Source organism: Maribacter algae, from assembly GCF_047345745.1.
Lineage (GTDB): Bacteria > Bacteroidota > Bacteroidia > Flavobacteriales > Flavobacteriaceae > Maribacter.
The window spans coordinates 140,081-161,598 of the sequence record NZ_JBLFES010000005.1; the positions used below are offsets into that span (position 1 = coordinate 140,081).

At 38.9% G+C, this 21,518-nt stretch carries 18 protein-coding genes; 14 read left to right on the forward strand and 4 right to left on the reverse strand.

What is annotated here, in order from left to right; all coding sequences use genetic code 11:
* Nucleotides 1-15 precede the first annotated feature (15 nt).
* The 4 genes from ACKWBX_RS17135 to ACKWBX_RS17150 all read left to right on the forward strand — a co-directional run bounded on the left by ACKWBX_RS17135 (nt 16) and on the right by ACKWBX_RS17150 (nt 4,303).
* On the forward strand, nt 16-1,146 hold the full coding sequence (locus tag ACKWBX_RS17135) for a DUF3667 domain-containing protein (RefSeq protein ID WP_413970184.1): 1,131 nt from the start codon (nt 16-18) through the stop codon (nt 1,144-1,146).
* A gap of 4 nt (nt 1,147-1,150) precedes the next feature.
* On the forward strand, nt 1,151-1,537 hold the full coding sequence (gene apaG, locus ACKWBX_RS17140) for a Co2+/Mg2+ efflux protein ApaG (protein WP_413969951.1): 387 nt from the start codon (nt 1,151-1,153) through the stop codon (nt 1,535-1,537).
* A 151-nt stretch (nt 1,538-1,688) separates the two neighbouring features.
* Entirely contained in the window at nt 1,689-3,317 is a 1,629-nt protein-coding gene (gene pruA / locus ACKWBX_RS17145) for an L-glutamate gamma-semialdehyde dehydrogenase (RefSeq protein WP_413969952.1), read from the forward strand.
* Between the two features lie 473 nt (nt 3,318-3,790).
* Nucleotides 3,791-4,303 (forward strand): DinB family protein, encoded by a 513-nt coding sequence (locus ACKWBX_RS17150; protein WP_413969953.1) that lies wholly within the window; start codon nt 3,791-3,793, stop codon nt 4,301-4,303.
* Between the two features lie 293 nt (nt 4,304-4,596).
* Here the strand turns inward: ACKWBX_RS17150 and rsmG are convergent, their stop codons facing one another.
* Nucleotides 4,597-5,232, reverse strand: coding sequence for a 16S rRNA (guanine(527)-N(7))-methyltransferase RsmG (gene rsmG, locus ACKWBX_RS17155; RefSeq protein WP_413969954.1), 636 nt, complete (start codon nt 5,230-5,232; stop codon nt 4,597-4,599).
* A 119-nt stretch (nt 5,233-5,351) separates the two neighbouring features.
* Here rsmG and ACKWBX_RS17160 point away from each other — a divergent pair, with 119 nt between their 5' ends.
* A complete protein-coding gene (locus ACKWBX_RS17160; RefSeq protein WP_413969955.1) occupies nt 5,352-6,452 on the forward strand; it encodes a fatty acid desaturase family protein in 1,101 nt (366 codons plus the stop codon).
* A gap of 195 nt (nt 6,453-6,647) precedes the next feature.
* Nucleotides 6,648-7,838, forward strand: coding sequence for a pyridoxal phosphate-dependent aminotransferase (locus ACKWBX_RS17165; protein WP_413969956.1), 1,191 nt, complete (start codon nt 6,648-6,650; stop codon nt 7,836-7,838).
* A gap of 74 nt (nt 7,839-7,912) precedes the next feature.
* Here the strand turns inward: ACKWBX_RS17165 and ACKWBX_RS17170 are convergent, their stop codons facing one another.
* Together ACKWBX_RS17170 and trkA are read right to left on the reverse strand one after the other, a co-directional pair.
* On the reverse strand, nt 7,913-9,406 hold the full coding sequence (locus ACKWBX_RS17170) for a TrkH family potassium uptake protein (RefSeq protein WP_413969957.1): 1,494 nt from the start codon (nt 9,404-9,406) through the stop codon (nt 7,913-7,915).
* A 1-nt stretch (nt 9,407) separates the two neighbouring features.
* Nucleotides 9,408-10,757: a Trk system potassium transporter TrkA gene (gene trkA, locus ACKWBX_RS17175; RefSeq protein WP_413969958.1), complete on the reverse strand. Its 1,350-nt coding sequence runs from the start codon at nt 10,755-10,757 to the stop codon at nt 9,408-9,410.
* 224 nt (nt 10,758-10,981) lie between these two features.
* Between trkA and ubiE the strand changes: the two genes are divergently transcribed.
* Both ubiE and porT read left to right on the forward strand, forming a co-directional pair.
* Nucleotides 10,982-11,716 (forward strand): bifunctional demethylmenaquinone methyltransferase/2-methoxy-6-polyprenyl-1,4-benzoquinol methylase UbiE, encoded by a 735-nt coding sequence (gene ubiE, locus ACKWBX_RS17180; protein WP_413969959.1) that lies wholly within the window; start codon nt 10,982-10,984, stop codon nt 11,714-11,716.
* Between the two features lie 53 nt (nt 11,717-11,769).
* Complete coding sequence (porT, locus tag ACKWBX_RS17185; protein ID WP_413969960.1) at nt 11,770-12,489, forward strand: type IX secretion/gliding motility protein PorT/SprT; 720 nt, start codon at nt 11,770-11,772, stop codon at nt 12,487-12,489.
* A 20-nt stretch (nt 12,490-12,509) separates the two neighbouring features.
* Here the strand turns inward: porT and ACKWBX_RS17190 are convergent, their stop codons facing one another.
* Nucleotides 12,510-13,238, reverse strand: coding sequence for a TrmH family RNA methyltransferase (locus ACKWBX_RS17190; RefSeq protein WP_413969961.1), 729 nt, complete (start codon nt 13,236-13,238; stop codon nt 12,510-12,512).
* 24 nt (nt 13,239-13,262) lie between these two features.
* Between ACKWBX_RS17190 and tamL the strand changes: the two genes are divergently transcribed.
* The 6 genes from tamL (at nt 13,263) to ACKWBX_RS17220 (ending at nt 21,422) form a co-directional block, all read left to right on the forward strand.
* Nucleotides 13,263-15,848, forward strand: coding sequence for a translocation and assembly module lipoprotein TamL (gene tamL / locus ACKWBX_RS17195; protein ID WP_413969962.1), 2,586 nt, complete (start codon nt 13,263-13,265; stop codon nt 15,846-15,848).
* A 163-nt stretch (nt 15,849-16,011) separates the two neighbouring features.
* Nucleotides 16,012-17,079 carry a class II fructose-bisphosphate aldolase gene (fbaA, locus tag ACKWBX_RS17200; RefSeq protein WP_413969963.1) on the forward strand — a complete coding sequence of 356 codons (1,068 nt, stop codon included), beginning with the start codon at nt 16,012-16,014 and terminating at the stop codon, nt 17,077-17,079.
* A 33-nt stretch (nt 17,080-17,112) separates the two neighbouring features.
* Nucleotides 17,113-17,979, forward strand: coding sequence for an acetyl-CoA carboxylase, carboxyltransferase subunit beta (gene accD, locus ACKWBX_RS17205; protein ID WP_413970185.1), 867 nt, complete (start codon nt 17,113-17,115; stop codon nt 17,977-17,979).
* A gap of 105 nt (nt 17,980-18,084) precedes the next feature.
* Nucleotides 18,085-18,588 (forward strand): hypothetical protein, encoded by a 504-nt coding sequence (locus tag ACKWBX_RS17210; RefSeq protein ID WP_413969964.1) that lies wholly within the window; start codon nt 18,085-18,087, stop codon nt 18,586-18,588.
* Between the two features lie 129 nt (nt 18,589-18,717).
* Entirely contained in the window at nt 18,718-18,987 is a 270-nt protein-coding gene (gene rpsO / locus ACKWBX_RS17215; RefSeq protein WP_413969965.1) for a 30S ribosomal protein S15, read from the forward strand.
* A 227-nt stretch (nt 18,988-19,214) separates the two neighbouring features.
* Entirely contained in the window at nt 19,215-21,422 is a 2,208-nt protein-coding gene (locus ACKWBX_RS17220; RefSeq protein WP_413969966.1) for a polyribonucleotide nucleotidyltransferase, read from the forward strand.
* The last annotated feature ends 96 nt before the right edge of the window (nt 21,423-21,518 follow it).

The window sequence follows — 21,518 nt, forward strand, 5'->3', positions numbered from 1 at the left end:
TCTTTTTGTTTTTTGATGGAAACCAAACCACAGGTTAACACTTCCGGGCGTTATAAATTACAATATCGTGGAGTAGAATGCCTAAATTGTAAGCATCCTTTAGATATAAGCGATAAATATTGCCCCAATTGTGCGCAGGCCAACAGTACAAAAAAACTATCGCTAAAAGATTTTATTGACGAGTTTTTCTCCAATGTAATCTCCTATGATTCCAAACTTCTTAAAACCTTGGGAGCCCTTTTACTTAGACCGGGAAGAATTACAAGAGATTACATTGAGGGCAAACGGGTCTCGTACACCAATCCTTTTAGATTCCTGTTAAGCCTATCCATTATATACTTTTTGTTAATGGGTTTTTCCGGGGATTTTGACCGCTTGGATAGATTTGCGGATACCGCTACCGATGATATTTTAAATTTTGAAGCGGAGGACGTAATACAAAACCTAGACTCCCTGGAACAGAAAGAAGCTCGGGGAATATTAAATCAGCTGGATTCCTTAAAAATTGGGAAATTCATTAGTGATCAAGCGCGAAAGAAGGACTCCATGATTTTGGCCGATCCCAAAAAAGAATTGGAAAAACTATCGGACAAAAATTTTTTTGGAAGACATCTTGGGAAACAAAAAGTCTTTAGACTTTTGATCGAAAGAGATACCGCTTATATTTTCGATGATATTGTCCAGAAGCACGGCATTAAAAATAGTAGGGAAAACCGCATGTCCTTTAGTAGTACCAAAAGCTTGATAAAGGTCCAAAGGCAGCCGGGAGAATATGTAAGTTCCCTGATTTCCAAATTACCTTTTACCACATTTTTTCTTCTACCGGTGTTTACTGTTTTCATTTGGTTGATCTATATCAGAAAAAAATATACTTATACCGATCATTTAATCTTTAGTTTCCACAATCAGTCATTGTTATTTATCTTGCTCATAATTAGCTATTTGATCGATACTATTTTTGGTGTAGGTAGTGGAGGTATTTTCCTTCTTATTTTCGGAATCTATCTCTACAAAGCCATGAGAAACTATTACGAGCAAGGAAGATTTAAAACTATTGTTAAATACCTGTTTCTCAATACTATTTTCATTATTTTAGCTATCATTGGCGTCGTAATACTTTTTACCGCAAGCATTTTTACATATTAGAACTATGATCACACAGGTTACTAAAGGCATCAAGATTTCAGTAAATACTACTTTTGAGGGTACTTTCTTCAAAAACTACAAAATGCATTATGCCTTTGGGTACACCATTACCATAGAAAATCAGAGTAAAGATTCCGTTCAATTGACCTCTCGCCATTGGAGAATTTATGATTCCCTGAACGAAGTTGAAACTTTGGACGGTGAAGGTATCATAGGTAAAAAACCTGTGATAAAACCGGGAGAATCGCATACTTATAATTCTGGATGTTTGCTTACCTCTACTATCGGTGCTATGAGAGGGCATTATAATATGGTAAACTTTAGTTCTACCGAAAAGTTCAGGGTCTATATCCCTACTTTCAAGTTCAGTGCCCCTTTTGCACTAAACTAATAGTAAATTTATGTGAAACCACAAAGGTTTTTTCAGTTCGAATTTGATAAAAAATCCACAGTTCCGTTTATTATTTCTTTCATTAAATCTAACATAAAAACACCTTAGGTTTTCTTACCTTTGAACGGATTAATAAAATAATAAATCTGTTATGGGTAAAGGTTTTTTTCAAGTTCCTACGGCATTCAACGAACCAATAAAAAGTTATGCTCCGGGTACTCCAGAACGAGAAGAAGTTCTCCAACAATACAAAGCATATTATAATGGCCAAGTAGAGGTTCCCCTTTATATTGGGTCCGAAGAAATAAAAACGGGCGACACCGAGCCAATGTCCCCGCCACATGACCACCAACATGTTGTGGGAAAATATCATACAGCAAGCAAAAGCCATGTTGAACAAGCTATTTCCAATGGTCTAGAATCCAGAGAAGCATGGGCCAACCTTACTTGGGAACAAAGAGCAGCTATATTTTTGAAAGCGGCGGAATTGATTGCCGGTCCTTACAGGGCAAAGATTAATGCGGCCACCATGATGGCACAGTCAAAAACAATACACCAAGCAGAGATTGATGCCGCGTGCGAGTTTATAGATTTTCTACGTTTTAATGTGGAATATATGAGCCAAATTTACCAAGAGCAGCCAGAATCTGCCGAAGGCATTTGGAACCGAGTGGAATATAGACCACTGGAAGGATTCGTGTACGCCATTACTCCTTTCAACTTTACCGCTATTGCCGGAAACCTCCCCGCCAGCGCAGCCATGATGGGGAATGTAGTACTATGGAAACCTAGCGACAGTCAAGTCTTCTCGGCGAAAGTCATCATGGACGTTTTTAAAGAGGCCGGACTTCCTGATGGTGTTATCAATGTAGTGATGGGAGATCCCGTGATGATAACGGAAACCGTACTTTCAAGCCCAGATTTCTCAGGTCTTCACTTTACCGGTTCCACCCATGTTTTCAAAGAACTTTGGAAACAAATAGGCACTAACATCCATACTTATAAAACATATCCCAGAATTGTTGGGGAAACGGGAGGTAAAGACTTTATAGTAGCACATCCATCGGCAAAACCTGCGCAAGTAGCAACCGCAATTGTACGGGGGGCGTTTGAATTTCAAGGACAAAAATGTAGCGCTGCCTCCAGAGTTTACCTTCCAAAATCAACAGCTGATGAAATTTTGGATTTGGTCAAAAAAGACATCGCTTCGTTCAATAGACCGGGCTCTCCTGAGGACATGTCCAACTTTATTACCGCAGTGATACATGAAGGTTCTTTTGACAAATTGGCAAAGTATATAGACCAAGCTAAAACAGATTCCAATGCAGAAATTATAGCAGGTGGCAATTACGATAAATCTAAAGGCTATTTTATTGAGCCGACCGTTATTTTAACCTCAGACCCTAAGTACACTACAATGGAAACCGAGCTTTTTGGTCCAGTGGTAACCATTTACGTGTACGATGACAAGGATTGGGGCAAAACTTTGGAGCTGGTAGACTCAACTTCGGAATACGCACTTACCGGTGCCGTTCTTTCCACAGATCGCTACGCTATTGACGAAGCTACCAAAGCACTTCAAAATTGTGCAGGAAATTTTTATATAAACGATAAACCAACGGGTGCGGTAGTAGGACAACAGCCTTTTGGCGGGGCAAGAGCCTCGGGAACCAATGACAAAGCAGGTTCGGCGCAGAATTTATTACGCTGGGTTTCCCCAAGATTAATAAAGGAAACTTTTGTAACGCCTGAAGATTACAGATATCCTTTTTTAGGATAACAAGTTTCATCCCGATTTATACTGAACCTGTTTTTCACTGAAAAGCGGGTTTTTTATAGAACTCATTTAGACTTTTTGTGTTGAAGCGAAAATCATTCATTTTTTGACCGATCGAAAGCTTTTTCCATTTGCATAGCAGGGCTACGGAAGCAGAAAAAGATAAAGATTGGGTGAAAAAGAGCAATTTTTTAGCCAATTGAAAAAGTCTAAATGAGTTCATAATCTATTTTTCTGATTTTCGTTTTCAATAAAACTTTTGCTTTCATTATTGATATGAAATCGATCTTAAAATTTGTTTTACGCCATCCCATTGTTATTTCATCTTAGAAAATAAGCATAACATCAAAAATTCTGAACAGAACTTCCTTTGTTAAAATAATCCCAATTTTAATGCTGCACTGAGTTTTTAAGTAAATTTAGATTGCTTTTAAGAAAATCTCAGAAGCACTTAAAAACAACCATAACCTAGCAAAATGAAAAAAGTAGTAGTATTATGCATGTTTTTAGTCGGTGGACTAACCTATGCACAGGACAATCTCGCACAAACGACCATTCAAGCCGTATTATCCGGAAATCAAGATCAAGTAATACAATTGGCTGAAGCATTTTCTGAAGAGCAGTATGACTGGAGGCCTGCCGAAGGCGTAAATTCAGTTGGCGAAGCACTATTACATGTTGCAGGCGGCAATTATTATTTGGCTTCTAAAATGGGCTTTGCACCGCCGGAAGACGTAGACATGATGTCTTTGGGTAAAATTACCGGGAAGGATAACATCATTGCAGCTCTAAAAAAATCCAATGCTTTTGTTTTGGATAAAATTACAGAAGTAGAAAGCAGTGAACTAAACGAAGAAGTAGATTTCGGGTTTGCCAAAATGAACAAAATGGGCGGTCTTTTGGCAATGATGGAACATAATGGTGAGCACAAAGGGCAATTGATAGCCTATGCACGTTCCAACGGTGTGGTTCCGCCATGGAGTAAATAAACCAAATGCTTCAATGAAGTTACAAAACCCTCCAACGGTCTCGTTGGAGGGTTTTTTGTGTCGTACGCATAGATTTTAATTAAATCCAACACAATTTAAATGTAAATTTAACGTTAATTAATTGTAAATTATTTGTATTATCACTTACTTTAATCTTAGATATACGAACTATGCGTTTTTTTTCTCACATAAAAATGATTGTAAAATGCCTCTATATTCATTATTGGAGTCATATGAAAATATATGCTAAAAAATACCGTAGGTCTTATTACGGTTTGCTAAGTCTGTAGTAGTTATCCTTTAAATTTCATGGGGAGGTACACCACTTTTTTAGTCTCGAAAAAAGGTTCTTTAAAATAATCGGTCAAGTCAAAAATCTCGATTGTTTTATAAGGTTTCAGTTCTTCCATCAAATCCCCTCCCTTTAGGTACAAAATACCGTTTCGCCTGTCATGAAGTGATTCTTTCTTTATTTTCCCCTTTACCCAATGCACAAAAGTTGGCATGGCTGCCACGGCCCTACTTACGATAAAGTCAAATTGACCGGAAATCTCTTCCACACGTGCATTAATCGCCTTGACATTCGTAATTCCCAATCCTTCAACAACCTCATCCACTACCTTTATTTTTTTCCCGATAGAATCGACTAAAGTAAATTCGACATTAGGAAAAAGTATGGCCAAAGGAATTCCCGGAAAGCCACCGCCCGTTCCCACATCTAAAATGGCGGCCCCGTCATTGAACTGTTGAATCTTTGCAATACCCAATGAATGCAGTACATGCCTTATATAAAGTTCGTCTATATCCTTTCTGGATACAACATTGATTTTTTGGTTCCAATCTTTATATAGATCTTCCAAAAGCCGAAACTGTTCCTGTTGGATTTCCGATAAATTGGGAAAATATTCAATAATGGTTTCAGCTGTCATCCTTATCTTTGTAAAACAATAAAATTAGTATATTCACTAGTGCAAATATTTCTTTTTTAAAGAAGCTATCAAATCAAATTTCAAAATCATTTGCATTATTTTAATATAGATTTCAATTTATGGAACAAAATACCATTCGATTTTCTCGAAAAGACTCTGCTCAATTCTTTAAAACATTGAATACAAGAGTTAACGATTATTTTAAAAAAAATAAAATCAAAAAGACGGGAAACTGGAGATTACACTTGAAAACTATTGTTATGTTTTCCCTGTTCTTAGCGCCATATTTTCTCATATTAACGTTGGGGCTTCCTACTTGGGCCAACATATTATTGACCATTGTCATGGGAGTTGGTATGGCCGGGGTTGGAATGAACGTCATGCACGATGGCAATCATGGAAGCTACTCCAATAAAAAATGGGTCAATAAAATAATGGGAAGCAGTATCTACATACTTGCTGGGAACGTTTACAATTGGCAGGTACAGCATAATGTGTTGCACCATACCTATACTAATATCCACGAGCACGATGAGGATATGGAAGCCGGGCGAATTTTGCGTTTTTCAAAACATGCGGAGTGGAAGAAATATCACAAATTTCAGCACTATTATTCCGTTTTTCTCTATGGATTGCTAACGTTCAATTGGGCCATCACTACGGATTTTCAACAGATGTACCGGTACATGAAACGTAGACTTTCCTATGGAAAATTACCTAGCGCTACCATGAACTGGAGCACATTAATCGTGACCAAATTATTATACCTTACCATTTGGATTGTATTACCCATGCTAATTTTGGATATTGCTTGGTGGAAAATATTAATCGGTTTCTTCTTGATGCATTATGTGGCTGGAGTTATTCTCAGTGTTGTTTTTCAATTGGCACATATTGTTGATCATGCAGAAACTCCACTACCGGATGAGAGTGGGACCATGAAAAATACATGGGCCATTCATCAACTGTTTACGACCGTTAATTTTGGGACCAAAAACCGAATTGTCAACTGGTTTACAGGAGGGCTGAATCACCAAGTGGAGCATCATATTTTCCCGAACATTAGCCATGTTCATTATACAAAAATTTCAAAAATTGTAAAGCAAACGGCAAAGGAATTCAATTTGCCTTACCATGAATATAAGACAACAAGAAAAGCCATTATCTCACATTTCAAACATTTAAAGGAATTGGGAAAACAGCCATCTTTACAGTATTAATTTTTCAATGCAAAAACTTTTTAAATCCAAAACCGACAAAAGTAATTGTCGGTTTTTTTATTTCGTTGTTTCAAGCCAAAACAAGGTTTTTGAACAATCTGAATTTATATTGTAGAATACCTTGGTTTAATGCCTTAAAAAATATCAAAAGTCATAATTTTGTATTTTGTTTTTCACTTATACAATTTGTAACAAATGAGCAACCAACTATCGGACAGAATTAACAGTGTAACGCCTTCCGCAACCCTAGAAATGGCCGCTAAGGCCCGTGAATTAAGAGCTTCTGGAAAGGACATTATTGGATTGAGCTTGGGTGAACCTGACTTCAACACACCTGACTATGTAAAAGAAGCCGCCATACAGGCCATCAATGATAATTATAATTCATACACTCCTGTAGATGGCTATGTTGAGCTGAAAGAGGCCATTATAACTAAATTTAAAAGAGATAATCATCTAGAGTACACGCCTACCCAAATCGTAGTATCCACCGGTGCAAAACAAGCATTGTACAACGTAGCTCAGGTAGTTTTAAATAAAGGGGACGAGGTTATTCTTCCTTGTCCATACTGGGTAAGCTATAGTGATATCGTAAAATTGGCCGATGGTATTCCTGTGGAAGTAAAAACTTCTTTGGAAAATGATTTTAAAATGACACCCGAGCAATTGGAAGCTTCAATTACGCCAAAAACAAAAATGTTATGGTATAGCTCTCCCTGCAATCCAAGCGGTTCTATCTACAGCGAAACCGAATTGAGGGCCTTGGCCGATGTGCTCAAAAAGCACCCGCAGATTATCATCGTAAGCGATGAAATTTACGAACATATCAATTACGGGGTTACAGCGCATGCCTCTATGGCCGCTTTTGAAGATATGTACGACCGTACGGTTACAGTAAACGGGGTCGCCAAAGCATTTGCCATGACGGGATGGCGTATTGGTTTCATAGGCGCTCCGGCATATATTGCAAGAGCTTGTAACAAATTACAGGGACAGGTGACCAGTGGTGCTAATTGTATTGCTCAACGTGCCGTTATCACCGCTTTGACAGAATCTCCCGATAGAATAAAATATATGGTCGATGAATTTAAGGAACGACGAAAGCTCATTTTAGGACTTTTAAATGGTATCGAAGGATTTAAATGCAACGAGCCAGAAGGGGCTTTTTATGTATATCCCGATGTGACAGCGTTCTTTGGAAAAACCTTGAACGGTACCAAAATCAATAATGCTTCGGACTTTGCCATGTATCTTTTGGAGAATGCAAATGTAGCTACGGTTACAGGCGATGCTTTTGGAAATGGAAATTGCATTCGTATTTCCTATGCCGCTTCAGAGAAAGAAATCATCGAAGCCATTAGAAGAATTAAAGAAGCTGTTTCCTAAGAAACATATCAATTAAATAAAATGGCTCTAAAGAAATTCTTTAGGGCTTTTTAATGGCATTATCGGCCTGGTCATCAGGTACGTTTCCAGAAATAAGGCGAAAACAGAATCAATACGGTAAATAGTTCCAGCCTACCGGCCAACATTAAAAAACCGCACCACCATTTGGCCAAATCCGGAAGTCCATTAAAATTACTAACAGGATTTAAACTGCCCAATGCCGGACCTACGTTCCCTAGGGAGGAGGCCGCTCCACCAATGGCCGATTCAAAATCAAGTCCAAGGAAGCCAAGTACTAAAGCCCCGATAATAAACAATAGCATATACAGTACAAAAAAGCCAATGATGTTATATACGATGTGCTCACTCACTGTTTTGTTATTGTACCGAACTGGGATAACCGCATTTGGGTGTAAGGTCCTTTTGAATTCCAAAAGTCCGTTTTTAATAATCAACAAATGTCGCATGACTTTAATTCCTCCAGAAGTAGAACCTGCGGAACCTCCCAAGAAGAATAACCCAAAAAAGAAAACGGTCAAGAAAGGCGTCCAAGCGGTAAAGTCCGCACTGACAAATCCTGTGGTCGTAATTACCGCAATCACCTGAAAAAGAGCATGCCTAAAGGAGCTTTCCGCCTTACCCAAAACCATTGGATATCCTGGCGTAAGGTTCGTAATATTCGCTTGAAAATAAATGACCACAGCCGCTAAAACTGTAGCGGAAATGATAAACAAAGCATAAAATTTGAACTCGTCATCCTTTAAAACCTTTTGTACTTTTCCCTTAAAGGCAAAATAGCTCATCACAAAATTAGTTCCAGCTAAAAACATGAAGAGTATAATAATGTATTGTATCAAGGGCTGATCGTTCCAATGTGCCAAACTTGCATTTTTTGTAGAAAAACCTCCTGTGGATAAGGTGGCAAGTGCATGATTGATCGCATCAAAAAATGACATTCCGGCTACCTTTAGCAATACCGTTTCGGCTACGGTGTACCCGAAATAAATGAGCCACAATCGCTTAGCCGTATCCGTTATCCTGGGATGTAACTTATCCGCACTGGGACCGGGAGCTTCGGCTGCAAAAAGCTGCATGCCACCAATTCCCAATAGCGGAAGAATCGCAATGGCCAAAACAATGATTCCCATCCCTCCTATCCAATGCGTAAGACTTCGCCAAAAGAGAATTCCTTCGGGCATGGATTCAATATCGTCCATAATGGATGCCCCTGTGGTCGTATATCCAGAGACCGTTTCAAAAAAAGCGTTCGTAATATCCGGTAACGCCCCAGAAAAAATATAGGGCAACATCCCTGAAATGGACATGACAATCCAACCGAAAGTAACAATGATATATCCCTCTTTCTGTTTTACTTCTTTACGGTGCCCACGGGTATAATACATAGCAAAAACCCCAACAAACATCGTTGATATTGCTGCCAATGTGATATTCAACGTGACCCCGTCCTTGTAAATACCGCTTACGACAGCCGCTAAAAGCATAAAACCACCATTGCAAAGCAACAGCAGTCCCATTAAATGAAATATAATCCTTGTGTTCAGCTTCATGCTATAAGAACATTCGCTCTATTTTAGGTATTTCTTCCGGAAGACAACAGACAACTACCCTATCCCCCTCTTTTATTTTAAAACCTCCCAAGGCAATAATACCTTCGCCATCCCTTACTACACCGCCAATGGTAGCCGCTTTAGGAAAATCGAGCTCCCTAATGGTAGAACCGGTCACTTTGGAATTCTTTTTTACGATGAACTCTAAAATTTCGGCATTCAGGTTATTCAAACGCATGAGTGCCACAACTTCCCCTCTACGGATGTGTCTAAAAATATTATTGGCAGCCAATAGTTTTTTATTGATCAAAGTATCGATTCCTATGGAGTGTGACAGCTGAAAATAGTCCATATTCTCTACCAAGGCAATCGTTTTTTTTATAAACTTGGATTTGGCAACCAAACAGGACATAATATTGGTTTCGGAATTTCCCGTAACCGCTATAAAAGCATCCATAGATTCCAAACTCTCCTCTTCCAGTAATTCTACATTTCTTCCATCACCATTGATGACCAGTGCGTTGGGAAGATCATCCGCCAGGTCAAAGGCCTTTTCTTTGTTTTTCTCAATCAGTTTCACGTTGAATTTATTGGCACATAAATCCCGGGCCGTTTTGAAACCTACCTTGCTTCCCCCCAAAATCATGACATTCTTGATATCCGCTTTTTTCTTTCCTGTAAGCTTGTACAATTCGTCTACACCTTCTTTTACGGTGATAAAATAAACTTGATCCCCTTCCTTAAAAACCGTATCTCCCCTAGGAATAACCGTATATTGTGTACCCATTCGTTGAAGTGCAATGGGCATGAAATGGAGTTCCGGAAAAATAGTGGCCGCCTCTTTGACCATTTTACCCACGAAAGGTGCTGTTTTGGGCAACGAAACACCTATCATTATCAGTTTGCCCTCTTCAAATTCATAGGTATCGTTGAAAGCCGATTTATTCAATAACAATTGAATTTCCGTAGCTGCCAGCTCCTCGGGAGAAATCATTTCATCAATACCTAGATTAGAAAATTGTAAAGTTTCCTTGTTATCTACAAATTCCGTATTTGAAATTCGCGCTATGGTACGTTCACAGCCCAATTGTTTGGCCAACATACAAAGCGTAATATTAGTGGTCTCCGAAGAAGTAACCCCAATGACCAAGCTTGAATTTTGTACATCGGCATCCTGTAAAAGCGAAATAGAAGTTGCATCTCCTTTCAAGACCCGTATGTCCAAATGATTATCGGCATACGCCAAACTCTCCTTATTGGTATCTATTAAAGTGATGTCCTGAGATTCGTAGGAGAGTAGTTTGGCCAGATGAAATCCTACTTCACCGGCACCCGCGATTATAATCTTCATTTACTTTATTCGATTGCCCATTCTTGAAACGTATGAAGAAGCCCTTTTATTTTATATTGTATCTCTAAGGGTAGTCCAAAAACCTCAGCAAATATTACTGGGCAAAATTACATAATTTTCTGGGGTTATCATTTATTTTCAATCTTTTAACGATGGGACAAGAACTCCTAATTAAAGCCCTTTTAAGGATGGACTAAATTGTATCTTTGCAGGAAATTGCTATTATGCCCAAAAAGATTACGCCGTACAAAGATTCAGAATTAGGAAAAAAGCAGCAGGTAACCCAAATGTTCGATTCTATTTCAGGGAACTATGATGGTCTTAACCGAGTCATTTCCTTTGGAATAGACGTTAAATGGCGAAAGGAAGTAGTTGCGCTACTGAAGAAAGAAAAGCCGGAATCTATTTTAGATATCGCTACCGGCACGGGCGATCTGGCCATTGCCTTGGTAAAAACCGGTGCGAAAAAAATTGTAGGATTGGATATTTCACCCGGAATGCTCTCCGTTGGCAAGGATAAAGTTCAAAAAAAAGAACTGGACCATACCATTGAAATGGTCGTTGGCGATAGTGAGAATCTCTCTTTTGCCGATAATACTTTTGATGCCGTTACCGTTTCCTTTGGGGTTCGAAACTTTGAAACGTTGGAAACTGGACTTGCCGAAATTCTGAGGGTTCTTAAACCGAACGGCACTTTAGCCGTTCTGGAAACCGCTGTTCCCACCAAGACTCCCTTCAAACAGGGATATCGTTTTTACACAAAAAATATATTACCGGTAATTGGCAAACTATTTTCCAAGGATAATTCCGCTTACGGGTATTTAAGTGAATCCGCAGCCGTTTTTCCGCATGGAGAAAATTTCAACAATATTTTACGTAAAATCGGGTTTATAGATGTAACGAACAAACCTCAAACATTTGGGGTGGCATCTATTTACGTAGCGAAGAAAAAAAGCTAAAAAATTATTCTTTTCTACCCAATTAGAAGTTTTTGGAAAGTAACATTGGTTTCATGAAGAACTGGTTTTTATGTGGTTTGGGATTTCTATTTATCACTGCTTCGGTAAGTGCCCAATTTAAGGAAAGTCCCATTCTCAATAAGCAAAACGAAGATAAAAAGCTGCTTAACTGGGGTTACTTTTTAGGCTTTAATCAATACGATTTTAAGTTTGATTATGATGAAGATAACGGACCACAACAGACCGACATCTTGGTAAGCAAAACCCTAGGCTTTAATGTTGGCCTTATTGGGGAATTGCGCCTAAACCAATTTCTTGACCTGCGTTTTGAACCCGGATTGCATTACACTCAAAGAACTTTGGGATTCCCTGGATTTAGGGATGATGAAGATGCCGCAAGAAATGCCCTAAGAGAAGTAAAATCTACTTACATCAATTTTCCTTTGTTATTAAAAGCAAGTGCAAAGAGATTTGGAAATTGGAAACCCTTCTTAATTGGTGGAGGTTCTATGACCTTAAATTTAGGAAGTAACGAAACCAGTCTGGACGATAATTCTTCCGGTACTTTTAGAATGAAAAAATGGGTCTATAATTACGAGCTGGGATTCGGAATTGATTTTTATCTGGAATATTTCAAGTTCACCCCTTCCATACGTGGGGTTTTTGCCCTTACCGATGAACTGGTTAGAGATAATAATCCAGAAAGTCCTTGGACCGGTAATATTGATGCGATGCGTACCAGGGGAATTTTCGTAAATTTCACCTTTGAATAGCATCAAGACTTTGAATAGCATCAAGACTGATCTCGCCTTATTTCACTCAACAAAATAGCGGTGGCCGTGGCCACATTCAGACTTTCTCCGGTCATTTTCCCGAATTGCGGAATTCCGATTTTATGTTGACAAAGATGATGTATCCGCTCGGATATCCCCTGCCCTTCATTGCCCATAATCAAAATACCTTTTTGAGGAAATTCCTGACCGTAAACCGAAGCTCCGCCCATAAAAGTTCCGTAAACAGGTAAAGTGGTAGATTCTAAAAAAACGTCTAAGTCCTCATACAATATATTTATCCTGGTAATTGCCCCCATTGTAGCCTGTAATACTTTTGGATTATAACAATCTACGGTCTCTTTCGAGCAGACAACATTCGTAATACCGAACCAATCGCATAAACGAATTATAGTTCCCATATTGCCAGGATCCTGAATACCGTCCAACATCAGAATCCAACCGTTCCCTTTAATTGGCAGTGCTTCGGGAATATGAAAAACGCCCAAAACCCCGTTCGGATTTTTAAGTCCGCTCATTTGTTGCAGTTCCTTCTCAGTAACCAAAATTGGTTTTACCCCGCTTTCCAGTATCTCATTTCCTTTTGTAACGAATAGGGCGTAGACCTTCAAAGAGGACAAAAGCACTTCAGAAACAGCCTTTTTTCCTTCCATTACGAACATACCATGTTCCTTTCGGCACTTTTTTTGCTGTAAGCTTTTGATAAGTTTCAATTCACTTTTAACAACCATTCAAATAATGTATTTTTGATTCCTATGGGGACGGCACTATGCTTTAAGAACAACATTGCTAAAATAAGCTTATTATCGCTTCTCGCAACAGTTGTCCTTTCCTGCAATTCACTAAAAAAAGTGGATGACGATGAATATTTGGTAGCTAAAAATTCCATCTATGTAGATTCCCTTAAAGTAAAAGATGCAGATATAGCAAGTCTTATCTATCAAAAACCAAATAGTGCCATTCTAGGCTACCCGCTCCGCTTAAATCTTTATAATCTGGCAAAGGAAAATCCAGATTCGCTTTATCAAGTTTGGTTGAACAAAAAAGAAAATCGAAAAAAAAGACTCGTTAATTTTCTTTCGGCGAAACAAGTAGATAGGTTGGGAGAATCTTTTTTGGTGAAAGGGTTGAGCGAGTGGTTAAAGGATATTGGCGAAGAACCCGTTGTTTTGGACACTTCCAGGACCAGAAAAAGCTTGGCAAGACTGAGTGCCTATTATGAGAGCAAGGGCTATTTTAATAACAAGACCACATACCAAATAGATTCTACCGGAAGAAAACAACGCGCAAAAATTGATTATAAGGTTACCTTAGGCGAGCCCTACATCGTAGACTCCATTTCCAACGATATTTCTTCCAAAGCGATAGATTCTCTTTATTTTTTGAATTCCGATGCTTCTTTGATAAAAGAGGGAGAACGTTTTGACCTCACCAATTTCAATCAAGAAAGAGAGCGGCTTACAGCCATTTTCAGAAATAATGGGGTAAGAAATTTTCAGGAAAGCTCTATTTCCTTTGATATTCTGAGGGACACCGTAAGAGCAGCCAATGACAAAAAAATGGATATCACCTTAAAAATAGGGGATTTAAAAAAGCGAGGTGAGAATGAAGTTACTACTTCCGAATATAAAGTAGAAAGAATCAATGCCATTAATGTATATACCGATTATTTATCCAGTAATGCCACGGATTCCCTTAGGACCGTTCCTTATGGGGATTACATTTTTCATTATTCGGATGAGTTTAAAATAAAACCAAAAACTTTGGCCAATGCCATCTTTTTCAAGAGGGACAGCATTTATAGGGATATCGATAAAATAAGGACTTCAAGACAGCTCAATAGCTTAAATGTTTTTAAATATCCCAATATCATATTTAAAGAAGATAGTACTGGTACTTTGGTGAATACCGATATTTATTTGGCGCCAAAACCGAAATATTCTTTAGGCACCAGTTTTGAGGTGAGCAGGTCCAATATTAGACGATTGGGCATTGGTGTGGGTGCTTCTTTATTGATTCGTAACATTTTTAAAGGAGCGGAAAATCTAAGCATTTCCACTAATGGGGCGTTTGGATTACTAAGTAACGATATATTTCAGGAGAATTTCTTTTCTGAAATTGGAGGAGATATCACTCTAGATTTTCCACGTATCTGGTTTCCCTTTATCAATACTTCAAAAATAATTCCCAACTATACACTTCCCAAGACAAGAATTGCCATAGGAACTAGTTTTCAACAAAATATAGGGCTGGACAAACAGACCTTTAATACTATATACGGTTATAACTGGTCTCCCAATGATTTTAAAAAACATGCCATTGAATTATTGAACATTCAGTTTGTAAGAAATGTAAACGAAGAACGCTTTTTCAATGTGTATAGAACTACTTACAATCAATTGGATGAAATTGCGGATACTTATCAAGACGATCCTTTGTTGGATGGTTTTTTTGAGATTCCGGAGAATTCTACAGAGCCACAGCTTATTGTCCCTAAAGGTACTCAGGAATTTATTAGACTGGTAAAGAATGGTATCTTGACAACGTCCAACCAAGATTTTACAGATGTTACACGAATTGAAGAAAGAAGGGTCAGGTTAACGGAGAACAACCTCATATTCGCTACCAATTATACTTTGAACAAGAATAACAGAACTGGAATAACGGATAATAATTTTTACCAGTTCCGATTTAAATTGGAAAGTGCGGGAAATTTACTTTCCGGGCTTTCGAACATCATACCTTTTAATGAAAGAGATGACCAACTTCTAGTATTCAATGTTCCCTTTTCGCAATATGTGAAAACAGAATTTGATTTTGTAAAATACTGGGACCTGTCCCGCTCCAACGTTCTGGCGGCGAGAACCTTTTTTGGAATCGCTATTCCCTACGGCAATTCGAATAACATTCCTTTTGTACGAAGTTATTTTGGGGGTGGTTCAAATGATAACCGAGCGTGGTTTCCCTATTCTTTGGGCCCGGGAAGTACTTCAGCGGTTAACGATTTTAACGAAGCAAATCTAAAAATCGCTTTAAACCTAGAATATCGTTTCCCCATTGTTGGCGATATCAATGGGGCCATTTTCGCAGATGCCGGAAATATTTGGAATGTTTTTGATGATGTAGAAGACCCTGCCGCTACGTTCAATGGGTTCTCCTCGTTACAGGATATTGCGCTTGGATCGGGGTTCGGGTTACGGTACGACTTTACCTATTTCTTATTTCGTTTGGATTTGGGCTTTAAAACATACAATCCCGCGAGACCTATACAAGAAAGATGGTTTAAGGAATATAATTTTGCCAATTCCGTATTACAGATAGGAATCAACTATCCTTTCTGATGATAATTTTGTGATATTACAGCAAAGAAAATTTTACATTAACGTTTGCGTTGGAGAAAAGTGGGGCACCTATAAATCCTTCCCCTGCTCGTAATCAAGTTTCACTAATTATTTTATTACTTTTGTCCGATAAATTTTTAATCTAAACAGACCAAAAAATATTATGGCCTACACTATTAAACCAGGAGTTGCAACAGGAGATGAAGTACAGGCAATTTTTAAGCATGCCAAAGAAAATGCGTATGCCATGCCTGCTGTCAACGTTATTGGCTCCAATACTATAAACGGAGTTCTTGAAACCGCAGCAGCATTAAATGCACCGGTAATCATTCAATTTTCCAATGGAGGGGCACAGTTCAATGCCGGAAAAGGACTTTCCAACGAAGGTCAAAACGCTGCTATACATGGTGCTATAGCAGGAGCAAAACATGTTCATCAAATGGCAGAGGCTTACGGTGCTACAGTAATTTTACATACGGACCACTGCGCAAAAAAATTATTGCCTTGGATAGATGGACTTCTGGATGCCAGTGAAGAACATTACGCACAAACCGGAAAATCTTTGTTCAGTTCCCATATGATTGACCTTTCGGAAGAACCTTTGGAAGAAAATATCGAAATCTGCAAAGGATATTTGGAGCGAATGAGCAAAATGGAGATGACCTTGGAAATTGAACTTGGAATCACTGGTGGTGAAGAAGATGGGGTCGACAATTCTGATGTTGATGATTCTAAATTGTACACGCAACCGGAAGAAGTGGCTTACGCATATGAAGAGCTTTCTAAAGTAAGCCCGCGGTTTACCATCGCCGCTGCTTTTGGTAACGTTCACGGGGTTTACAAACCAGGAAATGTAAAGTTGACACCTAAAATATTAAAGAACTCCCAAGAATACGTCTCTGAAAAGTACGGTGTAGGTCACAACCATATCGATTTTGTTTTTCACGGAGGTTCTGGTTCTACCGTAGAAGAAATTCGTGAAGGAATAAGTTATGGAGTAATAAAAATGAACATTGATACCGATTTGCAGTATGCCTTTCTCTCTGGCGTAAGAGATTATGTGCAGGATAAAAAGGACTATTTGCAATCTCAAATCGGGAACCCTAACGGAGCGGACGAACCCAACAAAAAATTCTATGACCCTAGAGTTTGGTTACGTTCTGGCGAGACAGCTTTTGTAGCACGACTTAAAAAAGCTTTTGAAGACCTGAACAACGTGAATACTTTGTAATTTTAAAAGTAGGTTAACGCAAAAATGGAAAACATGACGGCTTGGTTCAAGAGAAAAGAAAAAGGAATACAAACTTCGACCGAAGAAAAGAAAGACACCCCTAAGGGGCTTTGGTATAAATCCCCGACGGGAAAAATAGTAGAGTCCGAGGATTTGGCGAAAAACTTTTATGTAAGTCCGGAAGATGATTATCATGTACGTATTGGCAGTAAGGAATATTTTGAAATTTTGTTCGATGATAATAAGTTCACCGAACTGGATACAAAACTTACCTCAAAAGACCCATTGAAATTTGAGGATACCAAAAAGTATGTAGATCGTTTAAAAGCTGCGCAAAAAAAGACAGGACTTAAAGATGCCGTAAGAACCGCGATAGGCAAATCCAACGGAAAAGATTTGGTTATTTGCTGTATGGATTTTTCTTTTATCGGTGGTTCTATGGGAAGTGTGGTAGGCGAAAAAATTGCCAGAGGTATAGACCACGCCATTAAAAAGAAAACTCCTTTTCTAATGATTTCAAAAAGTGGTGGTGCAAGAATGATGGAAGCCGCGCTCTCCTTAATGCAGTTGGCAAAGACCTCCGCTAAATTGGCACAATTGGCGGAAGCAGGCTTGCCCTACATTTCGCTTTGTACCGACCCAACTACGGGTGGAACTACGGCATCCTATGCCATGTTGGGTGACATCAATATCGCCGAACCGGGAGCTTTGATAGGCTTCGCGGGTCCTCGTATTGTAAAAGATACTACTGGAAAAGATTTACCCGAGGGATTTCAATCTGCTGAATTTCTATTGGAACACGGGTTCTTGGATTTCATTTCACATCGGAAAGATTTAAAAAAGAACATAAATCTTTATATCGATTTAATTCAAAATAACCCCATCAGATCGGTCGGTTAAACTATTTTATTTTCTAAAGAAAAAATCGCTATTTGTAATGAACCGTTGCAAATAGCGATTAACTTTTTATAAGGTTATCTTTAACCTGTATATAAAATGTTCAATATGAAACTACCCGTTGTTTTCTCTTCTTTGTTGATTCTAGTCTTGTGGATGTCCTGTTGTGCATCTAAAACGGATAATCAAGATTTTCAAAAAGAAGAAGATGCGATAGCGGCAGATGGTAGTGCCAACGCCCAAGTTACCGAAGTCAAAGTCAGTGGAATGGAAAACGAATATACTTTTAGCGTAACCATTTCCAGTCCTGATACGGGATGTTCTCAATATGCGGATTGGTGGGAAGTTTTAGATATGGACGGAAATCTTATCTATCGTAGAATACTGGCGCATAGCCATGTGGAGGAACAACCTTTTAGCCGTTCTGGAGGTGCCGTAAGAATCACGACCGAAACTGAAGTTTATGTAAGAGCACATATGAATAATTCCGGTTACGGAACGGTGGTTCAAAAAGGTTCTGTAAGTAATGGCTTTGAAACAAGCGATTTAGATGCTGAATTCGCCAAAGAATTGGAGACCGCTGCCCCTCAGCCAAATGGTTGTGCATTTTAATGGATATTAAAATCGTCATGATAACATTTAGTTATTATTTGGCAATATAATTCGTAACAAATAGCTACATTTGCAGCCTGATTGAAAAAATCAATCGGATACATAAAAATCATTTAAAACAATATTGGAATGTATTTAACTAAAGAAATTAAGGCTGACATCTTCAAAAAGCATGGAGGTAAAGCCGAAAATACGGGTTCTACAGAAGGGCAGATTGCTTTGTTCACGCACAGGATCAATCACCTAACGGGTCATTTAAAGAAAAATCACAAAGATTTTAATACAGAAAGATCATTGGTAAAATTGGTAGGTAAGCGTAGAAGTTTATTGGATTACCTAAAAAAGAAAGATATCGTAAAATACAGAGAGCTGATCAAAGAGCTTGGTATTAGAAAGTAAATCATTTAAAAAAGAGGATGGCTAGCCATCCTCTTTTTTAAATACACTCTTTGCCCTAAGAGTATAAAGAAGGGCAAACACAAAAAGCTACACATAGTTTTTCATTGGTCAGTGCCTTCGGCACAAACACACACAACAACACAACACCCCCGACCAAAAGCAAATCTGGTGGGGAGACCATTGTTTAACAAAATCCCGAATAATAGAATCGGGTAAAAATCAAATTTATGATTCCAAAAGTATTTAGAGAGGTCATAGACCTTGGAGACGGTAGGGAAATTTCTATCGAAACCGGAAAATTGGCAAAACAGGCACATGGTTCTGTTGTGGTACAATCCGGAAAATGTATGTTATTATGTACGGTTGTTTCCAATTATAAACAATCTGATGTGGATTTTCTTCCGCTCACCGTAGATTACCGTGAGAAATTCGCTGCCGCCGGGCGTTACCCAGGGGGTTTCTTTAAAAGGGAAGCAAGACCAAGTGATGGAGAAGTATTGACTATGCGCTTGGTGGACCGCGTTTTGCGTCCTTTATTTCCAAAAGATTACCATTCCGAAACACAGGTAATGATTCAATTAATGTCCCATGATGATGACGTTATGCCAGATGCTATGGCAGGTTTAGCCGCTTCCGCCGCCATTCAATTGTCCGATTTTCCTTTTGAATGCGCTATCTCAGAAGCTAGAGTTGGTCGTGTGAACGGTGAGTTTGTCATTAACCCTACAAGAACTCAATTGGCGGAGTCCGATATCGATATGATGATCGGTGCTTCTGCAGATTCTGTAATGATGGTAGAAGGTGAAATGGATGAAATTTCCGAGGAAGAAATGACCGAGGCCATTAAATTTGCACACGAGGCCATTAAAGTACAATGTGCCGCACAAGAAAAATTGGCGGCTGCTTTTGGTAAGAAAGAAGTACGCGAGTACGAGCCAGAAAAAGAAGATGAAGAATTAGCAAAAAAAGTACATAATCTAACATACGATAAAGTATACGCTGTTGCAAAAGCAGGTTCTGCCAAGCATGAAAGAAGCGCAGCTTTTGCCGAAATCAAAGAAGAAGTAAAAGCTACTTTCTCGGAAGAAGAACAAGAAGAATATAGTGGATTAATTTCCAAGTATTTCTATAAAGCTGAAAAGGCTGCGGTTCGTGACCTTACCTTAAATGAAGGTTTACGTTTGGATGGTCGTAAGACTGATGAGATAAGACCAATATGGTGTGAGGTAGATTATTTACCTTCTACCCACGGTTCCGCCATTTTCACCAGAGGTGAAACACAGGCGCTGGCTACGGTTACCTTAGGAACTTCAAGAGATTCTAACCAAATAGATATGCCATCTTACGAAGGTGAGGAGCGTTTCTATCTACATTACAACTTTCCTCCTTTTTCAACAGGTGAAGCAAGACCTATCCGTGGAACGTCCCGTAGGGAAGTTGGTCACGGGAACTTGGCGCAACGTGCCTTAAAAGGGATGGTACCTGAAGATTGCCCGTACACAGTTCGTGTGGTTTCAGAAGTATTGGAAAGTAACGGCTCTTCCTCTATGGCAACTGTTTGTTCAGGAACTATGGCCTTGATGGATGCCGGGGTACAATTAAAAAAGCCCGTTTCCGGTATTGCCATGGGATTAATTTCCGATGCAGATTCAGGAAAATATGCCGTGCTATCCGATATTCTTGGAGATGAGGATCACCTAGGCGATATGGACTTTAAAGTTACCGGTACGGCAGATGGTATTACCGCTTGCCAAATGGACATTAAAGTAAAAGGATTATCCTATGAAATTTTGGTAAATGCCTTGAAACAAGCTAGAGAGGGTCGTTTACATATTTTAGAAAAATTAACGGATACGATTGCTGCTCCCAATGCAGATGTTAAGGACCATGCACCAACAATGGTCACAAGGCGTATTCCAAATGAATTTATCGGTGCTTTGATCGGCCCAGGTGGAAAGGTAATTCAAGAATTACAGAAAGAGACCGAAACTACCATCGTTATCAACGAAGATCCAGTTACCGAAGAAGGAATCGTTGAAATTTTGGGTGTCGGTAGCGCAGGTATAGATGCGGTAATGGCAAAAATAGATTCGCTGATGTTCAAGCCAGAGGTCGGTAGCGTTTACGAAGTAAAAGTCATCAAAATGTTGGATTTTGGTGCTGTTGTAGAGTATGTTGACGCTCCTGGAAATGAAGTTTTGCTCCACGTTTCCGAATTGGCTTGGGAACGCACTGAAAATGTTTCCGATGTGGTAAACATGGGAGATGTGTTTGATGTGAAATATTTTGGATTGGATAAACGTACACGTAAGGAAAAGGTATCGCGCAAAGCATTGCTGCCTAAACCAGAAGGGTACGTTGAAAGACCGCCAAGAAATGATAGAGGTGGTGATCGTCGTAGAGATAATCGCGATAGAAAGCCTAGAAGGGATTAAATTTCTTTATTGATTTACATCGGAGCCTCGACCTTAAAGTCGGGGCTTTTTTTATGCTGCCAATATGAAAAACAGAAAAAAGTAAAGGTAATTTGT